The following is a 19,709-nucleotide window of genomic DNA, read 5'->3' as shown; positions in this document are numbered from 1 at the left end:
TTTTCGGGCTTCTTATGTATCCGCTTCTGCGGGTATTAGAGAATTGGTTCCCAATTCTCTTTCTTGTTCTTGTCACCACCCTTGAAGCGATATTGCACGCCATCATCACCAGTGATTACCAATCCAACGCCACCGCTATTGGATGGCTTTGTCTGCTCCTTCTTCTCGCTCAATCCGTAGTCGAGTGATCGGTGATATTGAGAACCGGCTTCGCGTCCATGAACGATGTCCAAATATGTATTGTGGAAGCGATTCAGGTTGCGCTTGAACTGCTCATCACTCTGCGATTGCTCAAGCGCAGCGTAAGACGCTTCTAGCAGTGCCATTTCCTTTTCGGAGACACCACCAAGAGCACCACCCGTTGGCGATGCTTCTCTCATTGCATTGAGACGTTCAAACGACGCATTAGCCTTCAGTGTCTTCAGGTTTTGCGAGATATCGTGACTGTTAGTGCCGGGAATGTTCTGCGTGACAGAACCTAGCAAGCCGGTCGTCGGTAACGTCGCCTCTCGATCAGCCGTAAAGATATCATCGATGGTGCTTGTCACCACGTCGCTGTAGGTCTGCTTAACGTCGGAAGCCTTCTTTCGCTTATCATTCGCCAGACGCTGTTCCTCGGCCTGCGGAGAACCCGGAATCGGTTCAAGTCGTGTAGTTCCATTGTCCTCTACGAGTTGGAACCCAGCAGGAATTGTGCCGAATTTGTTCCCCTCGACGGTTACGTTGGTTGCGCCGGCCTTCTTCGATTGGTTCATCCAGTCGTTAAACTCGAGTGGCAGCCCGCCGTTTGCTTCGGTCTGCGCGACGTAGAATCTATATTCCTTGATGTCGTCGGTCAGACCGGCGTCGGCTTGCGCTTGCAAGAGTTTCACCTGTTCATTGCGCGTCTTAACGCGATCCAATGCGCTCGCCTCTGCATCCTTGCGTGCAGCCGTATAAGTTTGCGCCCCGGTGCCGAGACCCGTGCCCACGACGCTAAGAAAGTTCGTAGGCGTTGTGCTAGGACCACCAGCCGCCATCATTCCGGCACCGGCATTCAGGAGGGCCATGCTGATGGCATCGCGCTTATCGGCATCGTCTGGCAGGAAATGCGACAGCGGGTTGAACCCGGATTGCGCAGGCTGTGGCTGTTCCTCGGTCTGTGCGGTTCCGATAACGCCTGTGGGCTGGTTTTGCCCACCCTGCAAACGCTTGAGCAGTTCCAATAGGTCCAACATTATGCGGCCTCCATGAATGTGTCATTGATGATATGTTTGATGCCGCCGATTTCGATCACCGCATCCGGCATGACCGCCTCGACCTCTTGCGCGAGCGGACCAACGAACACCTCGTCGGGATTGTCCTTGTAGGCAAAGCGGTACATCGGAATGCCGTTCGGGAATTTGCCGACACATTCAAAAACGATCTTCGTGCGCTGGTCGCACATCGACAGCAGGCCGAGCAGCGATGTGATGCCGCCCGCGATCTGGCCGCCCGTGTTGTTGTAAACCGGCGTTGTCGTGTTCGAGTAATTGCCGCCGTTCGCCAGATTGATCATGTTGGCAATGTTCGCGAGAGGCTGGTTCTGGTTGAAATCGTGACGCTGAATGTCCGCGTTCAACACGTCCTGCGCACGCTGATCCTTCTGCGCACCGATCTGCGCCAGGTACTGCGATGGCAGGTATGAGAGGCCGTACATATCACCGGCCATACCCGCGCCCTGCAACTGCGTCTGAGCCTGCGCGTTCTGGTTCGCAAACTGCGAATTGGCAGCGTTGAGTTTCTGTGTACCGTTTTGGAACTGGTTCTGAATGCCCGACTGATAGATGTCGTTCTGTAGGGCCAAGCCCTGCATTTGCAGGTTCTTATCGAACTGATACTGGTTGTTCAGGCTATTAGCGGCATCCGTGCGAATGCCCTGCTGCTGCGCACTCGTGTTGGCGAGGTTCGCATTGACCTGCATCTGGTTCTGCTGATCGCTGTTGTAGAAATTGCCGTACTGGCCAGCAGCGGACATTTGACGGTCTTTGTCCGTGTTGTACTGGTTTCCGTACATATCGGTGGCTACCTGCGCCATCGCGTTCGCAGCGGTCGATTCCGCATTGTTGCGCTGGCTCGCATATGCTCCCGAACCCATACGACCGAGCGAAGCGGCCTGTGAATCGATCTGCGGATTGATGACGGTCTTCAACTGGTCGGCAATTTTGGTCTGCTGATTGGCAACCATCTGATCCAGATACGGATTGTTGCCGACCTCAGCGCCAGAAGCCGTGGAGCGCAGATAGTCCATCGCGGGATTGTTCCCGGATGCTAGAGCCTTGGACTGTGCCTGCTGCGCACCGAGCGCCGCGTTTGTCCAGTTCTGGCCCGCTGTCAGCGTGGAAGTGCCGGGAGCCGTGCCGTTCTGACCAGATGCAATTTTCGCAGCGGTAGCAGCCGCTGGGTTGGTTCCCAGCGATACGCCGTTCTGCAACTGCGACAGCGTGTTGTTGGCCTGTGTCGAAAATTTGTTACCGGACGTGATGTTGCTGACTGTGTTCTGTGCGGTCTTAATGCCGCCGAAACCGCCGCGAGCAATTGCTTCCTGCTGCTTCAGCGCATCTGTGGTTGCTTTCGACTGATCCGCAACGGTATCGCCCTTGTAATATTCGGGCTTGCCAGCGGAATACAGTTCATCCGCTTGTTTCAGATACTTCTCGATGTATGGCTTCGCACCATCCCACGGCTCTGTTTTTGTTGTTGTTTCCTTTGGTGTGCTGGCCATTTCAAATTCCTTTGTAGAAAATGGTTCCTTCTGTTTGGAAGCCAAACGGCTTCAACACTTTTGCCCATTGCTCTCGGCCAATACCGAGAAGCCCGGCGCACGAATGCTCTTGTGCATATGCTTCAACGATTGGCTGACCCTCTAAGAGGATTTCCCTCATTGCCTTGCCCTTTGCCCCTCCTATGAGGAACAGCACGCAAACGGGCTTCTCGCGCCACTCTGTCAGTGACGTTACGCATGCCGCGTTATCTGATGTCCAAAGCAAGTAATCGCGCTCAACTAGCCCATTGAGCAGATCGTTTTCGCCTATGTTGTTAGTGGAGTATTTTAGTGCTTCTAATAGCCACTCGCGGCAACGAGGATATTCAATTTCGAACTTTTCTGCGTTATCGATCCTCTGTATTGCCATCACACTCCGTAAATTACGTAATCAAAAATTCTCGATGTCGTCGCGCTCGCATGTGTTATTACAAACTGTCCACCGCTAACACTGCTAACGTATGTCGTTGCCTGCGCTCCTGCTGCTGTCGATGTACGCGGCTGCAATACGATCACACTAGAAGACAGAACCTTTGGATTGCTAACAGTTGTCGATGTCGTTGAACTCGCCAACGTAACCGAACCTATATTCTCAAACTGGCGAACAAGGTCATTGATCGTTGCTGCAATCTGTCGCTTGTCATCTGGATTGTAGATGCTCTGCATGGCTTCCTTTCCGTTATTCCGTATTTACCGGAAGCCAGCGGAATTAGCGTCGATTTGAAGCGAGTAAGCCTTGTCCCAATCGCCATTCAATTGCAGTCGGAAGCGATGAAAACGGTCCTGCAAACGGACGTATGCAAAGCCGGTATCCGGGTGCGTTGTTGCAACACTCGACCAAGCAACGAGGCCATTGCTCTGGCTTCTCGATCCAACCGAAACTGCTGCTGTTGCGTCTGCACCTTCGAAGAACGGGCGAACACCCATAACGTTCGTGCGATCTCCCTGCGCGTTCGGATTGAGCGCACGCACCGCATTGATTAAGTGTTGCTCCTGCGTCTCGATCAACGCTGGAAGTGTCGAGCCAGTGAAGGCGAGAACGTCGCCATCGGGGTTCATCGCCCAAAGCATTGAGTTGCCACCGGCCCAAATCGGATCATCGAAACTCGCTGGCACCGCATCAATGCTGCCGAACTCATCGAGTTGATCGACTGTCCAAGGCAGGCTTCGCGCGGGAAAGAGAAAAGCCGCTGTGGCTTCCGCTTCGGACCATTCGCCTGTCTGGTAGTTGTAGATAAGCGTGCGATCGGGCGTGCCGTCTTCGGCGTCGACGCTGACATAGTTCCAATAGATGAGCGTTTCGCGAGGATCGGAAACCGCCGTCATAAACTGGTACTGAGACGTGTCGGCCTTCTTCAAAAAGTATTTGTTGACCTTGCCGATGCCGATTGGCGTGAGGCTGCCGCCCTGCAGCATATAGAAGCCGTCTTCGGACAAGAAGAAGGTCTTGCCCTCGACCGTCACAACGCTTTCCGGGACATTGCAGCCCTTGCCTTCAACGCGAGTATCGACGCGGAAGACGTAAGGGGCGCCGATGTAGGTCATCTGCACGATACCGCGCTGCATGAGCACCCAAACGCTGTCGTCGCAGACAATGGCCTGAACGGAGCCATAGCCGTGAATGTCTTGGAAATCGGCCTGTGTCTGTGCCGAGTATGCCCAATCACCGGGAAGTTCCTGACCGGACCAGCGCACGCGATTAGGCTTTGCACCGTCCAGCGCATCCCATGTGTTGCCAAGAATGACGAAGCCCTTGTGCGTGCCGATGTAACGGCCCTTGGCGAGCGTCGTGAGATTGGCGAACTGCAAATCGATGTTCATATCGATGTACTGAGGCTCATTCGAGAAGTTCGTGAAAATCTGGTACGAGCCGAACTCGACGGCGTTCCAGCGATCCGTGTTCAGCGTCGTGTATCCGCCGCTACGGCTAATGTCGGTCCACTGGCGATTGATTGGCGACAACTTGTAGAGTTTCGTTGCACAGCCGCCGTAGACCTTCGCGTTTCCGAACTGATCCTGACTGACAGCGGTTCCGATTGGTCGGCTCGCCATCGACGTGTTCGAATACATCGCAGCACGGCGCAGCGGCCCATAGGTCACGCTACCCTGCAATGCGCCGATACCTGGGGTGACATTGCGAGCGACAGTGACACCCGGATTGTTGAGGTCGGGAAGGTCAGGACGCCAAGGGCCGAAAACGCTATCGATGATCAAAACAGCGGCCCTCCGAAATCGATTTCGAATTGGTTGCCGCTGTTCACTGCGCGGCTATTGTCCGTCGCAATGCCTGCAAGGGCTTCTTCTAGGCTCGCCTTCTCCATCGCTTCCGCGTCTTTGTCCTTCATCCAGCGATAAGCGCGGACAAGTGAAGCGTGGAAGATTGCATTGCCGAAATTGTAATCGGTCAGCCAGTTCGTTTGATTGGTTACGGTGATGAATGGGATGCGAGCGTAGTAGGTCAGTTCGACCTCACGCGGCACGTCCTTCGCGGGAACGAACTCGTATCGCTTGCCTCGCTGGAAATAGTAGACACAACCCGCCGAGAAATCGGTCCGGTAGATGCTGGTCGGAGTTGCAAGCGCGCCATCAACAACAACGCGACGGGCCTCTTGGAAATCCGCTGGCAGCGTCACCATGTTGTCAGCACTGGTCAGGGTAACTTTCGTTTCCTGCTCGTAGTGCTTGATGCGCGGCGCGATGTCGGACTGGCCGAGAGCGATGAAAGACGCGATTGGTGCGTCCGGTCGCATGATGTAATCGGCAATTGCTGAAAACAGTTCGTCATAGGAATTGAAGGCCATGCTTACACCTTCAAACTATTCGTGCGGAACTTGCTGAAATCCACGTCATTTAAACGACGTGCTAGTGCTTTGTCGTCATCCATGATTCCTTCGTTCGCCCACTGGTGATAAACGCCCAACGGGATACTAGCGACACGTTCCATGTCACCGAGTTTCTGTGTTTTGCTGAATTCTGCGGCAGCACGAGCATTTGCTTCTAGCACTGCTGAAAGGTTTTTCCACTCGGTTGTGACGTACATAAGTTCGCCATCACGAGTGACATAAACTGTCTTGTCCGCATCATCGACTAGGACGAATGTGCCATGCGTAACCAAGTCACCTGCGGTGAAATTTGAATTAATCACTGTCGCCTCTTATTGTTATTTTTATTCGGGCGTATTGCTGAAATGGGGAGCATTTCGCTCCCCATTTGCGTAGTCTATTAGGATGCTGTTACGTCTCGGATTGCACCGTTACCGGCTTCGTTCAGGCATTCCAGTGTGAATTCCTCAACCAGTTCCATCTTCTCGCTATCGCCGGTCTTTGCGAGATCGTACTTGGCTACACCACGCAGAACAGCCTTGTTCCAAAGCGACTTATCGAGGAAGTACACGTTTGTTACCGGCATATAGCGGTGAGGAATGATCTTGTGCGTACCGAAGTTGGAAACGTAGATATCTGCGTTTGCGTAGATCGTTTCCTTGTCGGTTGCGAGGAACTTAGTTGCGCCGCCGTCGAAGGTCGAAATCAGAGCCTTCAGGTCGCCCGGAGCAAACACGAGAGTCGGGTCGCCGCCCTCGCTCCAAACCTTCTGCGCCATGTCCTTGAACATATCTTCTGTCAGGACGCGGTTTGTGCCGTCTGTAGGAGCAGCAACAATACCGTTGGAGAAACCGCCAACTGCACCGGAAGCGCCGTGATCAACGTTAGTTTCGAGCCATGCGCCGATACCGCCCAGTTTACGTGTACCAGCGGCAACAGAAGCGTTATCGGAGGTGATTGCAGCCTCTTGGTCGCGCTTCATTTCCAGACCGGCCTTAGCGATCTGGCGGGCCTTTTCACTGCGAACGCCAGCCTTGTTAACGGCTTCAAGCGTGCCAGCAACGGAAACCTGCTTGGAGAAAATCTGCGTCCAGTTACCAATGCGGGTAGGACCAACGTTGTTTGCCGCCGGGGCGTCGTCACCTTCTGGGCGAGCGTTGTCCTTATTGGCAGCAGCAAGCGAGTCCTTGAGGGTTTCGTGGTATGTGTTCGATGCCTTTGTCTTACCGATCGAGGAAAGTACAGGTGTTTCCTTTGGCGAGATATCGGAAATGAAATCGCCGAGGTCTTCGCGAACGTTCTTGACGTCCGTAGTCTTCAATGTGGCCATTATTGGCTTCTCCTTATAGTAGTCTGCTGATTAGACTTGCAGCATCATCGAGACTGCCAGTCCGCTTTAGTCTCCGCCTATCCTGCTTGTACGCGGCGTCCGCTGTTGTTGTTCGTGCGGTTGTTGTGCCGGGCATTGTCAGTGCAGGCTTAGCCTCAATCTTCTTGATCGCTGCTGGAACCTTCATCGCCGCTTCCATTCCCAACTTCGCATAATATGCGAGTTTAATAGTGCGTGCGTCGATCACACCTTTGATCTCGTCTTCGCCGTAGCCTTGTTCATTAAGGAACTTGGCAACTGCGATAAGATTGACATTGGCTTTCTGTGCTTCGCCAAAAACTTCTGGCATTTCACGAGCAAGCGTTTCACGACTTTCAATGATCGCGTTTTCTCGCTTGTTGTTCGCGTAAGCCTCGTTCTGACGAGCAACCTCAATTTGAGAATCGTAAATCGCCTTTACAGCGGCTTCACGAGCGGCTTGCTTCTGCTGCCATGCTGCTTTGTCCTTGTCCCACTGGAAACGCTTCTTTTGCGCCTCATATGGATCAACGTCCCATTCGGCTGCCCAATCGGGTTCTGCGCCGAAATCGTTCATCTCAAAGACTTGAGCAACGTGAGCGGCAAGATTGTTCAATACCTGCTCAGATTGAGCACGAACCTGATGAAACTCGACTTCTTGAACAATCCACTTTTTGCGGTGTTCTGCGAGTTCTTGCATCTTCTTCGTGTAATTGGACTGACGCAAATAACCGCGTTCGGCTTCCTGTCGTGAAATTCCTTGGCCGTCGATTTCGAACAGAACCTCATTAGGATCGCGAACGGTAGGTTCCTCTACTTCGTCCGTTTCGCTTTCGGTTGCATCTTCATCAACATCATCGGAATCCGTTTCCGGTTGCTCCATGTCGATTTCGACATCATCGTCTAGCGTGTTTGAAGTCTCATCGACTTCGTTCTCAGCATCTACAGTTTCGGTTGTTCCAATATCGGAGTCCAAAAGATTTTCGATGTGTGTGGCCGCTTCATCGACCGAGTAACCAGTTCCCTCAACGGGAGTATTGGTCGTTTCCATACATTACCTCAGCAATTGTTATTGATACTGTATTTACTAGGCAATGCGAAAAATCTTTAGTTATGCGCCTGACTTGTGTTGATATATATTAACCTCTGTTTCTGCCTTCTCCACGTACTTGCTTAGTCGATCAGAGAACAAATCTGACCAATACATGACTTTGTGGATGTCCTCTCGCTCGTTCACTTCATTGACATTTGTTTTGCGGAACTGGGCGATCAAATCTCTATCGAGATATTCCAAGCAGGCTTTCCATTCCGGGGATTCCAGCAAGCGTTTAGCGGTCTGACCGCGTTCAATAATCTCTCGGTTCATGCGTTACTCCTTACTGCTGTGGAGGCATCATAGGGGCCTGCGGAGGCATCGCTGGCTGCTGTTGTGCTGCCTGCGCTTGCATGGCTTGTGTCTGCTGTTGCTCCTGAGCCGCCTTTACCTGCACTTGCGCGTCCTGCGCTGCGATGGCGAAATCAACGTCATTGCGCTGACGGGCCTGCTCCTGCTGGATGCGGGCAATATCGACCTGGGCCTGATACTTTGCCTCGATCTCGGCGCGCTTGAGTTCTAAGTCCTGCGCCATCTGATCGCGCTTCAAGTCGTTCTCCACGATCAACTTGTTCATTTCGAACTCGTATTCGCGAGCCTTTGCTTCTGCGTCCAACTGCGCCTTGAGTTTCATTTCCGCGATGAGGGCGGCATTCGGGTCCGGTGGCGGGGGAGCCGGTGGCGCTGGTGGCAAAGTCGAAGGATCGACAAAGAACGCTGAAGAGTTCTTCTCGCCCGCGTTCTCCGCGAGTCTGGTGGCAGTGTGATAGATGGTCTGCGCATTCGCCAGTCCCATCGGCTGCAAAGTCTGCTGCAAGCCGAGAAGCGCGTTGAGGTTGCCTGCGTTGCCGATCTTGTCGGTGACGCCAAACGCAACGTTTGCGGTCACATCCATATCGGGGTCCCACGCATCGACGCGGAGCGGGGTAAACTGGCCGGTCAAACGGGTGATATATGAATGCGCTTCTTCTGGGTTGTTCGTGAACAGGTCCACAATAATGCGGAACAAGTAGCGATAGCCGGTGTCTGCGAAGTGTCGGCAAATCTGCTCAACTAGCATCTGCTGGCTGCTTGCGCGTTGGGCGTTCGCTGTCGCTGTCGTATTCTGCAAATCCGACGCATTGACCGAGGCCAGCGCACCGCCAACACCGGTCGTGTAATCGAGTTCCGTTTTCAGGTTGTCGATGATCGGCTGCGCCTGCATCGCGACGAACGGCGGCTGAATGAACGACAGTCCTGCATTCGGGTCTTCACTGCGGATGACCTTACCCGGATGCAAATTCAACAGGTCATCCGGGCGTGTCACATCGGGGTTCACGACAACGAGCGGGTCAATGACCTTATTCAGGTTGTTATGCTGCTGACGGATGATCTGCGTTGTGAGGCGCTGTGTCGGGCCTACACGATCAACCATCCCCTGACCGAATAGCGTATTCGGGATCGGATACGGCACAAAAGCCGCATACGGATAGAACTTGCTGACTTCCTCACGATGAAGCAGGACCGGCTTATTGGTGATGTCACCGCCGAGAACAAAGCGATAGTGACGGCGCTTTCCACCATCAACGGCCATACGGGTGTAAACCTCGTAAATCAGCACATCGTCTTCAACGTCGCCAACACCATCGTCGTAATCGGTCTCTTTCGAGCGTTGCAACGCCATGCCGTCTTCTTCGGAATCCGCTGACGGGATCGCAGCCACCTTCTTTTCATCGAAGCCCAATTCGATGAGTTCGGCGCGGCCAATGATGCGCTTATGACCTTGCAGACGAGCACGAATGCCGCCGGTCTGCTGGTCGATATCGGCGTCCTTGGATACGATGAAATCTTCCGGGGGCAGATTGCAAATATTGATCTGGGGCTTTTCACTGACACGGCGGATTTTGATATCGCGCACTTTCGGCTGCATCTGCGCGGCCAGCGCGGCGAGTTCAGGCGGCAAATCCGGTACAGGTGCTTGCTGTGGCCCTACATAGGGTTCGCCGCGTTCCTCAATGACAATCGTTCCGGCTTCCTCCTCTGCCACGCGCTCAACCAACTGCTGATCGGTCTGCGCCTTCATGATTTCCGGCAGGGATTCCTCGCGAACCTTCTTGAGTTCGACCATCGTAATGCCAAGGCCAGTGAGGAAGCCGTTCTTCACCCATGGGGCGAGCATTGCGACGTGCGAATTTTTCGAGCGGACAACGAAATTGCAGACTTCGGTCATCTGGTCTGCAATTGGCTGGTCGCTTGGTTCATTCGGGGCAAAACTGACAACCTGTTGCTGGTTGTCGAAAACACGGATCAACTGACTTGTTGCCCAATCCGTGCGTTCCTGAACATCCGAACTCACCCACTTGGATTTGCCGTCGCCCTTCTTATCCGTAGGGAATGGCTCTCGCATGTAGAGTTTTAGTGCTTCTTCCTGCTTGTTTGCGATATGCGTTGCTGATACGCCAACGGCCTCTTGCACTGCCTTTGCGATGCTATTGACTAGCGCGTCCTCATCAACTTTCTTAATCTTGGTGATTTTCGCCATTGGGCCTTTCGCGGCGGTTCGTTCCACCGTTCTCATTTTTATTAGTGTTGTTCGTATTTACTGCTGTACCGCATTTCCGACGCGATTACTCGTACTGCGACAAGTTCTGCGGCGAACTCATGTAGCGATCCAAGTTGAATTGGCTCGCGTACCGCGTTGGCGAGATCGCAAACGTCAAACAGAGCGCGTCCGCGAAGTCTGGCGAATTACCTTTCAATCGCTTACGAATGCTGTCTTTCTTCTCGACCTTGATCTTGCCGTTGTCGCTGTCGTAGGTCGGGGTGATCAATTCGGCTCGAAGGTCGGGATGATCAGGAATGCTTTTCCCACCTTCAAGGAACCACTGGCGAGTTTCCCACCAAATCTGATCACGCAAGCGGCTATAAAGTTCCGGCTTTCGCGTTGGTGAGTTCGTCACCATGATCTTGCGCGCTGGCAGACCCATGTAATGCAGGTTGACATATGCGCCGTTGCCGACGCCGTTAGCGTCTACGCAGATCGCCTTGGGGCGCAGTTTCGCGGGCGTTGCCTCGTAGAGGTCTCGGACCTTCATCGCCAACTGCATGAGGTCCGTGCCGTTCCATTTGTGAATGCCGATGACCTTGTTGTCATGGCGCATGACGAGAACACTGCGGTCGCCACCGTCTGCTGGATCGAGACCCAAATCACCGGATATGACGCAGCCGGGACGGCATCGGGGTTATTCACCGCCTCATCGACAGCCCATTTCGGAATAAGCCCATCAACGTCATCGTCGGGGAACTCGCCCTCGACCATGATGCGATACATTCGCGTATCCCTGCCCCCGTAGGCGATTGCTTTCGCCTCAAGGTCTTCCTCGGTGACGTGCGGCGCGTCGGACATGCGGCCGTGAACGTGCGCCCACAGTTTTGCCGCTTGGCCGTTCCACGTTTCCCAGAAATAACCGCTTGTCTTCGACGGGTTCGAAATTAGGCAGAGTTTCGGGTTTATGTCGGTGAGGATGTTTTCGAGTGCTTCCGTGTACACTTCATCGGGAACACCATCAGCCTCGTCCACGAACACGAAGTTGTTGATCTGGTGAATACCGCGTGCTGCTGCAATGTTGTCGGTGCTTGCAAGCGCATATGTGGCGAAGCATCCAGCGGGATTAGATATGCGCTTGATCTTCTTTGCGCTGACCTCGAACCAATCCTTGAATGGCATTGCCATTCGGGAGTGAAGGATATTGAGTTCCTTCCAAACGTTGCGTTCGATAGTGCCTTCGGTTGGACCAAAGATCGTCACCTGCACATCGTCGTGCGTCATTAGCGCCCACCAAATGAGGATCGCCATGACGTGCGTCTTACCGAAACCTACACCGCCTCTTACAGTGGTGCGCTTGCTGTTCTGATACTTTTCGGCAATCTCAACCTGAACTGGACGCAGTTGCGAACCAAAGACAGTGAGTGCGAATAATGGAATATCGTGATGAAAATCTTTGAGAAGCGATAGAATCTGATCTTCTTCTTGCTGCTTCTCCTGCTTTGTAATGCTCATGCGTAAACAACCGGCTGTTAAATCCGGTGTATTTACCGTTCGATGCTAATTTGGATGCTCAAACGAAAAAGGCCCCGGAAACGGGGCCTTTGTGCTGTTCTGTGAGTGTCGCTTAGGACTTCTTCTGGCGCGGTCCAGAACGTGCGGCGCGCTGCGCTTCAAGTGCTGCAACGAAATTCTTGTCCTCGACAAGCCCCTTGCCGTTTTCGAGCAGATCAAGTGCTTCCTTGAGGTCGTCAACGAAGAAGAACTTCTTACCCTCGACTACGGCGATTGCCGGGAAACCGAAACTTACGCTGTAACGGCCATTGGCTTCCGGCTTTACCCAATGCCCACGGTTCCACTGCACAGAACCGGCCTTCTTGATCGCACCATTTACAGCGTCGATCTGCTTTTCCAGCGCGGACAAGAAGGAGTCTTGCACGGACTTGTTACGGCCAGCGGTTTTCGTCGGGCGGCTGGCTTTACCGATTTCGGAAAGACGCTTGAGGAAGGGAGAAGTTGCCATTGGTTCGCTCCTTAAATGGTTTGAGCACGCTTTTGGGCGGTTACACTTAAATAACGGGTAAACACCAATAGGACGACATCAATGAGAGTTCAATACGAAATCGCCAACGGACACAAACGCGGCGAAGATGGCTTACTTGAGTTCATCAAGAGAAATCCCGGAATGACGAAGGATGCAGCGATTGCCGCATGGATCGATGCGAAATTCGGAACGTTCATCCGTGACAGCATTAGCGAAGATTTCACTATCCCACAGACGAGCGAATTCAACTTCGTCGTGGATTTCACATACGAGAGCGATGCCGACGACTTCATAAAGCGTGCTGGCGGTCACAAGTTGGAGGAATAATGGCGAAACGACCAATGACAGCAAAACAACTGGCAAACCTCCAGAAGAACCAATTCCCAAAGGGTAAGTCGGGCAATCCCAAAGGCAGAACGCCCACGCCCGAGGAATTGAAGATTTCTGCTGCGGAAATGTCACCCGACGCACTCAAAGAAGTGCAGAGGCTTGCGAAGACAAGCAAAAATGACATGGTTCGCCTCAAGGCCAACGAATTGATCCTCAGTTACAATCTGTCCAAGGCCGCGCAAAAGGTCGATGTTTCCGGCGAGATTCACCACAACCACACGAGCGATCTAATTGCTAAGGCTGCAAAGGCTCGCGAGATCATTGAGGGGCAAGTGATCGAGGCGAAACCGCTACCGGATCCCGACAATCACCACTTACAATAAGAAAAAGCCCCGTTTCCGGGGCTTTTCCGTATCACTGCGTTAGTTTCCAGGTCATCAGAAAGCGACCTAGCGCCTTCTCGCCATCGATCCGGTCAATGATGAACCAACGCACCCAATATTCTAGGGTGCCAACGCCCGCTGCGGTGATCCAGTGGGTAATATCGGCCTCCTGTTTCAGTCGAAACACTACCCTGAACGTTTGAGCGGCATCGCGCAGTTCCATACACTCGCCAACGCTATGATAGCAGTATTCGAGTGCCCAACCCGTATCTACGCAAGTGGCCGCATGGAAGGTGTCATGCGGTGTATGCTGGAAACCGTCGGGTAGCATCTCTTCAAGACAGATGGCTCGCCATCCGTCATTTCGTAGAATGCGTCTGCGATTTCAAAAAGCATCTCTTCATCGATATCGATGTCCGAATGGTACGAAACGTGGAGGGTCATTGCTGACCCCGCTTAGTTTTCGCTGGCTTTGGTTGCTCGGAAACGAAGGCGTCCCGGCACACAGTATACCGTACGCGTGATGTTCTAATCCGAGCCTTCTTAGTGTCGAACACAAAGGGATTTTGAAAGGCATCGCGAGAGACGATGTAGCGGGTTCGCTTAGCCATTGTGACCTCCTAGCCTCTTGATCTGGGCCAGCGTGTTACTGAGCGTATGACCGAATGGTTCTCCATCACCGCTAACACAATGGGGCGTGATCCCGGCGAATTGGCCGTTCACGTAGATGTGGATGTGTCGCTTCCCGCGATGAAGACGGTAGTTTCCTACCGCCTCCAAAGCCTGCTTGACCCGCTTCGGAACTTTGAGGCGCTTACTCATGCGGCACCTCCGACAATCCAACCATTGTGTAGTGCGCGATAAGCGAGTGGGCAAATACGGTCCATGAAGGACTGGTCGAAAGTATCCGGCCAGCCGTCGCAATCGCCTTCGTTCCACGCGCTGAAGCCGTGAGTGCTTGCGGACCAGAACTGGAAGAAATTGCTCACGTCGGCGTCAAACACGATGAACCCTCCGGATTCATCGTTGGCAGCGCCCCAAAACAGCACTTCCTTACCATCCAAGTGAACAGCAACTTCCCCATCAACGCCCGTAGGATGATACGTGAGGTTGAGTGCATCGCCCATGGTGTCGCGAACAGCCTGCTCGGTGATCTCAAACAGACGGTCGAACGGGACAATCATTTCCGGGCTTTCGACGCCATTGATCATCTGACGCACCCAGCGGCCTTCCGGGGAGAATACAAACCACTGCTCGTAGCCAAATTGGCCGATTGCAGTGAACTCGCGCGTGCCCTTCGCAAGGCTCTCGTCGGTCTGATGCCACGAGAACAAACGGATGTCGTTGAATGTGACCTCGGCGCACAGGCTGCTTCGGCCCCATAGTTCGAAGTTGCTCAGGTTGACTTTGATATCCAAGTTATTGCTCATTTTGATACTCACAAATTGCCGAGTACGCGCGCTACTCCAGCGCCGAATCTTGCGTCGTCGGGATGATTGAAAAAACGGATTCGATCTGCGACCCGGCTCAAGTCGGGGTCGTCGCGAAAAACAGCGATGTCGGGGTTCGATCTGGAACCAACCATACGGGAGCCAGAGACGATTTGTCGAAATTAAAATGTAAGTGAATCAGAAAAATTTACGTACCGGCCCTATACGGTGACAAACCCCAATACGGACCAGACCAATGAATACATTTGACAATCCAGTGAATCCCCAAGTCGTTGTTGATGCGGTCAAGTACCGATGGGCGAACTCGCAGGGGTGGATCGATGCTTATCACTGGGACCATGCCAGCAAACTGGCGACTCGTGCCGCCGCCGAATTTGAAAACGACACCTCTTTCTTCGTCCCGCAAAAATGGATCGATCAAGTTCAAGACTTTATCGCAGCGAACCCGCATGTCCGTGCTTACGAATGCCCTCTCGATCTCAACATTGTGGATTTCCACAATCAGCGGGTTCTCAAACTCGTGCGGCATGAGCCCGACTACAACATGCTGGTAGTCAATCTCGGGGTTTATCGCGACGGACAGATGTTTTTCGGAGCCAAAATCGGTCAACGGTTCTGGCTAGTGTCGACTAGTAACAATACGCGGCTCGCGTATTGGGATATGAAATATCAGCAAACAGATTCATTGGAAAATTTGGACTAAGTTCAAAGGGCACGTTTCGGACGCAACAGGTTTGGTATCAAATCTGCGGACGCATGTTACAGAGACTTTAAAGACCCCATAGGGGTGGTAGGCCTATGTTTGCCGCGACACCTATGAAGTCCCTGCTGTCACAGGCACCCTCAGACACTTCTTCCGCTGCGATCATGACTTAGCAGCACCACGCGTAGCATTGTGCCTGCCCTCGCGTCCTTGACTGCTTAGCGGCCTCCTATGATGTGCAGTCATACGCACCCGTAAAGGCATAAGGAAACGCAGCAGCATCCTCGCGCTGCAATACGCATGACCTACCCTCCCCTGTAACGGACGAGCCTCTGTGCTTCTTAGGCTACCCCGTTAGCGATCCTGAAACTCTAGCGTGCGATGTACCCCAGCAGCGGACCAGTAGGTACGCTCGCAAGTGCATACCGAGGAAGTCATGCTGAGATTTTTTACATTGTTACCGAACATCCTCCGCATTGCCGCAGTGTTGATCGTGTTCGGCCCATTAGTCATGTGCGCGATAGCCGCAAAACAACATGAAGACCGCAGGATGGAACGCTATGCAGCGGCCAGCGCGCCATATGTCAAAGCGAGCCGGGAAGAGAACTTCAGGCTTAGATGCCAAGGCTGGGCCGAAGGGGGGGCGATGTGGAGGTTTGCCTGGAGGACATTTGGCTCGAAGTACGCATGGTGCGACGAGTATCTGGATCGCATGTAGGCGACAGCCAGGCCAAAGCCGAAGGCACGAAAAAGCCCTGCCGTTTCCGGCAGGGCCATCCGATTGCTTGCGCAAACAATCGCAGCAGTTACTTCTTGCCCTTCCCCTTCGCACGGCCTGCCTTCAGCCGCTCCGAACGTTCCATGCTATGCAGGGCGATCACGTCTTGCAGTTTCTTATCCTGCTCGATGGCAGCCTTTGCGGCGACCAGCAGTTCCACGACCGCATCGAGATCCGATGCACGGAACAGTTTGCTGCCGGCGATCTCGAAAGCGTTGCGGCCGATCCGCACCACGTAGCCAGCGCCGTCTTTACGGAACCACAGACTGCGCGTGTTGATGTCCTTGCCAGCCTTGACCTGCTTGGCGAACTCGATCTGCGTGTTGATCTTGTCGTAGAAGATATCCAACGGGCTACGGCCACCAACATGACCAGTCGTTGCGCTTGCCTTGAGAAGTTCCAGTGCGTTCGTCATCTTCGATCTACCTTTGCACCAGCGCACAATTGCGCTGTGCTTTCCCATCAATAGCCGTTGAGTACTCAGGGCAACCGAAGATTTAGTCGGTGATGCACTTGCTATTGGGGAATTCGCATTTAACGTCAGGAGCATAGCGAGGGAGTGCCTTATGCGCGTTTGGTCAATTCTGCCTGCCACCTACCTTCTGATTGCACTGCCGGCTGGGGCTGTGACCATGCCGTCTTGCGACGCGTTGGCTTCGTTCAATTGGGAGCAGTCCTTGGTCAGCGACAACGACACAGCGCAATTGTTTGGGGATCCGATTACCGACTTTAGCCCCGAGGATTTTGTCGCTCTCAAGGGCGCAATACAGCAATGCGCCAACGATACACCCGGCGACAACTTTGCCACCTACAACGAGCGACACCTTGAACGCTCTTTGTTCATGCGCATTGACGAAGCGCAGGCTCAACTACCCGAACTCAGGAATCAACGGGAGGCGGAAGAATTTTACGTCGAGAATAAAGCCGACCTCGAAGGACTAGAAGAGAAGGTTGGTGTACGCAATGATGACGGCTATGAGTCAGTTCTAACATCCGATGAAGAGAGTCTGCTTAAAGACATTACGGACGGGATTGAATCCCGACATAGGGTGGATAGTTCTGTCTGGATGAATGCGACCGTTCCACTGCTAGAACAAGCGGCCAAAATCAAGGACCGGAATGCATCTGCACATGAGAACAACAGGGGTGTTGATCAGCAACAGCAAGCGAAAGCGGCTGAAGCAGAACGCTCCGAACAAATGGCAAAGCGCGCCGAAGAGATAAACCAATCGAACGAAAGCAGCATTTTCCATCATCCCGAGCCGTCACGCGAACTAGAGGTGCTGCAGGACTTGTACATGACATTCATGGTCGGCAACCTGTGCGCGGAGAATCAAGAGTCGTTCACTGCTGATGAAATGGAAAGTGTTGAAGCAGAAATAGGGAAATTTGTTGCGTCGACGCCTACTCCAAAGTCTGATCGCGACAAGATTTGGTACGCAATGGAGCAGAGTTTCAATGCCTACAAAGGCCGCATGACAACAAGCGATTGCGCTCTGACGAAGGATCGAGCGGCGCAACTCATGCCGAAGATTTTTCAAGACCCGAATAAGTTGGGCGCGAGCAATCCTTTTTGAACGCATCGACTGTGGATCGGTCGAGATCAAAATTTTGGACGTATATTATTATTTGCCGCGATCCCTAAAGGTTGTGGTCCAGCCGTGGAAATTCAGGGCAACCGAAGACTGCCGCTACTAGAAGGGTATATCGTCATCATCCGTATACGGCTGCTTGGCTGGCGGGAGCGCACCTTTTGGCAGAGGTAAGTTCGTGACTATAAAGAGGTTGAGAATGTCTTCTCGGTCCATGAACATGACCTGCGCTCGTTTCGAGGCGTCAAGCCGCTCGCCGAGCCAATTGCGCGCCTGCTTGGTGATCTCTCCACCCGCCACTATGAAAGCGTGATCCACCAGCACACGCCGATTAAGTTCAGGATCGAAAATTTCGTGACCTAACATCATCGTGACTTGGTTCAAAATCTCTCCCACGTTGCTGGTATTTGCTTTGCTCATGCCTGCCGCATCGAGTTTCCCCTTCTTCGCCTGAATTCCAAAATAGATGACGTGAAGCGTGGGAAGCGTGAACTTCATCCAAACGTCTTTGCCGTACTCAAGCGCCTTGTCCTTGTGGCCCGCCGCTGTGATCCGATGAAAGCCAAGTTGTCTAAACAACGGCAATAGCAGGTCTTCGATAAGTTCGTCTTCCGAGCAGGCATCAAGATAGGACATAAGCCGCTCTTTCCTCTCCAACTCTGCCGGAGTGAGCGGGCGATGAGGGTTCGCTATATCCGCGATGGTGTTGGTTGGTATGTGTCGTAGTTGCGCGATACCGTTGTCATCATAAAAGGCAATCCAGCCTTCCCCCGTGAGAACGTTGTTCAAGGCTGCGAGGGCTTTGCTCCTATCCTCGTCACCCTCTTGGGCCTCGTTCTTGACGAGGACAGTCCGAATAATGCGCAGAAAGGCATGTGGAGGAAGATTTGGTGCTTGCTGAGGCTGCGCAAGTACATCTTCAAGCCGTTGGGCAACCCAAGCCCAACGAGTGCTTCCATCGTGCACATAGTCGAGGTCGCAATCCTCGAAGAATTCGGTGATGAAACTGCTTGAACGATAAGGAAAGTTATCGACATTTCCGCAAATGATGTCTGCTAACGCCCTAAGATTTCGATTCTTCCACTTCATTCGTCAGTGGCTCTTTCAGTTCCATCGTCCATGGTCTCGGCCGATTTATCGGCCCACGGCGGCGCGGGCCCAGTTGGAAAAGTCCAGTCGTAGCCGGTTTTTTCTTTCAACCGTGCGAGTTGAATGTGAAGTTTTTCGTGCATCAGTCCATCGAGAAAAGCGACCAGTTCCGACCACTCATTTGCTCCCCCGACATGGAAGCCCATATTAAAGTTTAGTTTGACGTTGAATCGCGTCTCGTCAAAATCGATGGCGATACCGCTGCTGATAGATTCATGACCAACGTTATGCGCAAATCGCTTGTTGCGAACTTCTAGCAGGTAATCATGCGAAGTGCGGAGATGAGCCGGCAAACTATCCCTGGAAACGCCACTGCCGAGCCCTCCATGGATGAGCCGCGCATAGGTGATGGCGAAGACTGAGGTCAGCATTTCCTGCTCTAACATGCCTTCCGATGTCAGTTCAAATTTCGTGTTTGCCAGACGATACTGAATATACCGCAAACTGATCATTGTAGGAAAGGCATTGCCAAGGCGGATTAGATTCTTGATATCTTTGTCTACTACTTCTAGGACCGACAGCCCCTTCAATTTTCTAGCACTCACGTCCTTTAGCATCTCCGGGGGCAAATATTGGAAAAACTCTTCTGGGATATAGACATATTCTTCGTCCTCCCAAAATGTCGGCAGCAAATCGGTAGGCATCACACTCCCCTCTGACATCTAGAACTTGTATCAATTCTGCGGACGCATGTAATAGAGATTTTTAAG

General features: G+C 53.0%; 23 protein-coding genes. 4 read left to right on the top strand and 19 right to left on the bottom strand.

The genetic code is table 11. The features are described 5' to 3' along the window. Positions 1 to 35: 35 nt before the first annotated feature. From F3Y30_RS09460 to F3Y30_RS09400, 14 genes are all read right to left on the bottom strand, one after another. On the bottom strand, positions 36 to 1,217 hold the full coding sequence (locus F3Y30_RS09460; protein WP_203426184.1) for a hypothetical protein: 1,182 nt from the start codon (positions 1,215 to 1,217) through the stop codon (positions 36 to 38). Beyond that, positions 1,217 to 2,743, bottom strand: a complete 1,527-nt coding sequence (locus F3Y30_RS09455) for a tail fiber domain-containing protein (protein WP_203426183.1) — start codon at positions 2,741 to 2,743, stop codon at positions 1,217 to 1,219. Before F3Y30_RS09455 ends, F3Y30_RS09460 begins: the two co-directional genes overlap by 1 nt. Position 2,744: 1 nt before the next feature. After that, positions 2,745 to 3,152 carry a hypothetical protein gene (locus tag F3Y30_RS09450; RefSeq protein ID WP_203426182.1) on the bottom strand — a complete coding sequence of 136 codons (408 nt, stop codon included), beginning with the start codon at positions 3,150 to 3,152 and terminating at the stop codon, positions 2,745 to 2,747. After that, positions 3,152 to 3,448, bottom strand: a complete 297-nt coding sequence (locus F3Y30_RS09445) for a hypothetical protein (protein WP_203426181.1) — start codon at positions 3,446 to 3,448, stop codon at positions 3,152 to 3,154. Before F3Y30_RS09445 ends, F3Y30_RS09450 begins: the two co-directional genes overlap by 1 nt. A gap of 24 nt (positions 3,449 to 3,472) precedes the next feature. Beyond that, positions 3,473 to 4,996, bottom strand: coding sequence for a hypothetical protein (locus F3Y30_RS09440; RefSeq protein WP_203426180.1), 1,524 nt, complete (start codon positions 4,994 to 4,996; stop codon positions 3,473 to 3,475). Next, positions 4,993 to 5,583, bottom strand: a complete 591-nt coding sequence (locus tag F3Y30_RS09435) for a hypothetical protein (RefSeq protein ID WP_203426179.1) — start codon at positions 5,581 to 5,583, stop codon at positions 4,993 to 4,995. The genes F3Y30_RS09440 and F3Y30_RS09435 overlap by 4 nt, the downstream gene beginning before the upstream one ends. A gap of 2 nt (positions 5,584 to 5,585) precedes the next feature. Beyond that, entirely contained in the window at positions 5,586 to 5,927 is a 342-nt protein-coding gene (locus tag F3Y30_RS09430; protein ID WP_246752925.1) for a hypothetical protein, read from the bottom strand. 77 nt (positions 5,928 to 6,004) lie between these two features. Next, positions 6,005 to 6,934, bottom strand: a complete 930-nt coding sequence (locus F3Y30_RS09425) for a DUF5309 domain-containing protein (protein WP_203426178.1) — start codon at positions 6,932 to 6,934, stop codon at positions 6,005 to 6,007. A 13-nt stretch (positions 6,935 to 6,947) separates the two neighbouring features. Then, complete coding sequence (locus tag F3Y30_RS09420; protein ID WP_203426177.1) at positions 6,948 to 8,003, bottom strand: hypothetical protein; 1,056 nt, start codon at positions 8,001 to 8,003, stop codon at positions 6,948 to 6,950. Between the two features lie 60 nt (positions 8,004 to 8,063). Then, positions 8,064 to 8,318 carry a hypothetical protein gene (locus tag F3Y30_RS09415; RefSeq protein ID WP_203426176.1) on the bottom strand — a complete coding sequence of 85 codons (255 nt, stop codon included), beginning with the start codon at positions 8,316 to 8,318 and terminating at the stop codon, positions 8,064 to 8,066. Positions 8,319 to 8,328: 10 nt separating this feature from the next. Continuing rightward, on the bottom strand, positions 8,329 to 10,566 hold the full coding sequence (locus F3Y30_RS09410; RefSeq protein ID WP_203426175.1) for a hypothetical protein: 2,238 nt from the start codon (positions 10,564 to 10,566) through the stop codon (positions 8,329 to 8,331). A gap of 85 nt (positions 10,567 to 10,651) precedes the next feature. After that, positions 10,652 to 11,185, bottom strand: coding sequence for a hypothetical protein (locus F3Y30_RS26315; protein WP_246752924.1), 534 nt, complete (start codon positions 11,183 to 11,185; stop codon positions 10,652 to 10,654). After that, positions 11,116 to 12,084 (bottom strand): DEAD/DEAH box helicase family protein, encoded by a 969-nt coding sequence (locus tag F3Y30_RS09405; RefSeq protein ID WP_246752923.1) that lies wholly within the window; start codon positions 12,082 to 12,084, stop codon positions 11,116 to 11,118. Before F3Y30_RS09405 ends, F3Y30_RS26315 begins: the two co-directional genes overlap by 70 nt. Before the next feature lie 112 nt (positions 12,085 to 12,196). Then, a complete protein-coding gene (locus F3Y30_RS09400) occupies positions 12,197 to 12,592 on the bottom strand; it encodes a hypothetical protein (RefSeq protein WP_203426174.1) in 396 nt (131 codons plus the stop codon). A gap of 81 nt (positions 12,593 to 12,673) precedes the next feature. On the opposite strand from F3Y30_RS09400, the gene F3Y30_RS09395 reads away from it, so the two are divergent. Next, positions 12,674 to 12,940 carry a hypothetical protein gene (locus F3Y30_RS09395; protein ID WP_203426173.1) on the top strand — a complete coding sequence of 89 codons (267 nt, stop codon included), beginning with the start codon at positions 12,674 to 12,676 and terminating at the stop codon, positions 12,938 to 12,940. Then, positions 12,940 to 13,326, top strand: a complete 387-nt coding sequence (locus F3Y30_RS09390) for a DUF5681 domain-containing protein (protein ID WP_203426172.1) — start codon at positions 12,940 to 12,942, stop codon at positions 13,324 to 13,326. The genes F3Y30_RS09395 and F3Y30_RS09390 overlap by 1 nt, the downstream gene beginning before the upstream one ends. A gap of 31 nt (positions 13,327 to 13,357) precedes the next feature. Here the strand turns inward: F3Y30_RS09390 and F3Y30_RS09385 are convergent, their stop codons facing one another. Together F3Y30_RS09385 and F3Y30_RS09380 are read right to left on the bottom strand one after the other, a co-directional pair. Continuing rightward, positions 13,358 to 13,549, bottom strand: a complete 192-nt coding sequence (locus F3Y30_RS09385; protein WP_203426171.1) for a hypothetical protein — start codon at positions 13,547 to 13,549, stop codon at positions 13,358 to 13,360. A gap of 595 nt (positions 13,550 to 14,144) precedes the next feature. Next, a complete protein-coding gene (locus F3Y30_RS09380; protein WP_203426170.1) occupies positions 14,145 to 14,744 on the bottom strand; it encodes a hypothetical protein in 600 nt (199 codons plus the stop codon). A 268-nt stretch (positions 14,745 to 15,012) separates the two neighbouring features. Here F3Y30_RS09380 and F3Y30_RS09375 point away from each other — a divergent pair, with 268 nt between their 5' ends. After that, positions 15,013 to 15,480 (top strand): hypothetical protein, encoded by a 468-nt coding sequence (locus F3Y30_RS09375; protein ID WP_203426169.1) that lies wholly within the window; start codon positions 15,013 to 15,015, stop codon positions 15,478 to 15,480. 806 nt (positions 15,481 to 16,286) lie between these two features. Here the strand turns inward: F3Y30_RS09375 and F3Y30_RS09370 are convergent. Continuing rightward, entirely contained in the window at positions 16,287 to 16,673 is a 387-nt protein-coding gene (locus F3Y30_RS09370) for a hypothetical protein (protein ID WP_203426168.1), read from the bottom strand. 151 nt (positions 16,674 to 16,824) lie between these two features. Here F3Y30_RS09370 and F3Y30_RS09365 point away from each other — a divergent pair, with 151 nt between their 5' ends. Continuing rightward, positions 16,825 to 17,835 (top strand): hypothetical protein, encoded by a 1,011-nt coding sequence (locus F3Y30_RS09365; protein WP_203426167.1) that lies wholly within the window; start codon positions 16,825 to 16,827, stop codon positions 17,833 to 17,835. 117 nt (positions 17,836 to 17,952) lie between these two features. On the opposite strand, the gene F3Y30_RS09360 is transcribed toward F3Y30_RS09365, so the two are convergent. After that, complete coding sequence (locus F3Y30_RS09360; RefSeq protein WP_203426166.1) at positions 17,953 to 18,939, bottom strand: hypothetical protein; 987 nt, start codon at positions 18,937 to 18,939, stop codon at positions 17,953 to 17,955. Then, the gene (locus F3Y30_RS09355) at positions 18,936 to 19,643 is read right to left on the bottom strand and encodes a hypothetical protein (protein ID WP_203426165.1); all 708 of its coding nucleotides are present in this window, start codon (positions 19,641 to 19,643) and stop codon (positions 18,936 to 18,938) included. Before F3Y30_RS09355 ends, F3Y30_RS09360 begins: the two co-directional genes overlap by 4 nt. Positions 19,644 to 19,709 lie beyond the last annotated feature (66 nt).

This window comes from Sinorhizobium sp. BG8, assembly GCF_016864555.1.
GTDB lineage: Bacteria > Pseudomonadota > Alphaproteobacteria > Rhizobiales > Rhizobiaceae > BG8.
Note: the sequence above shows the minus strand (reverse complement) of the source record. Positions and strands in the feature narration are given on the sequence as shown.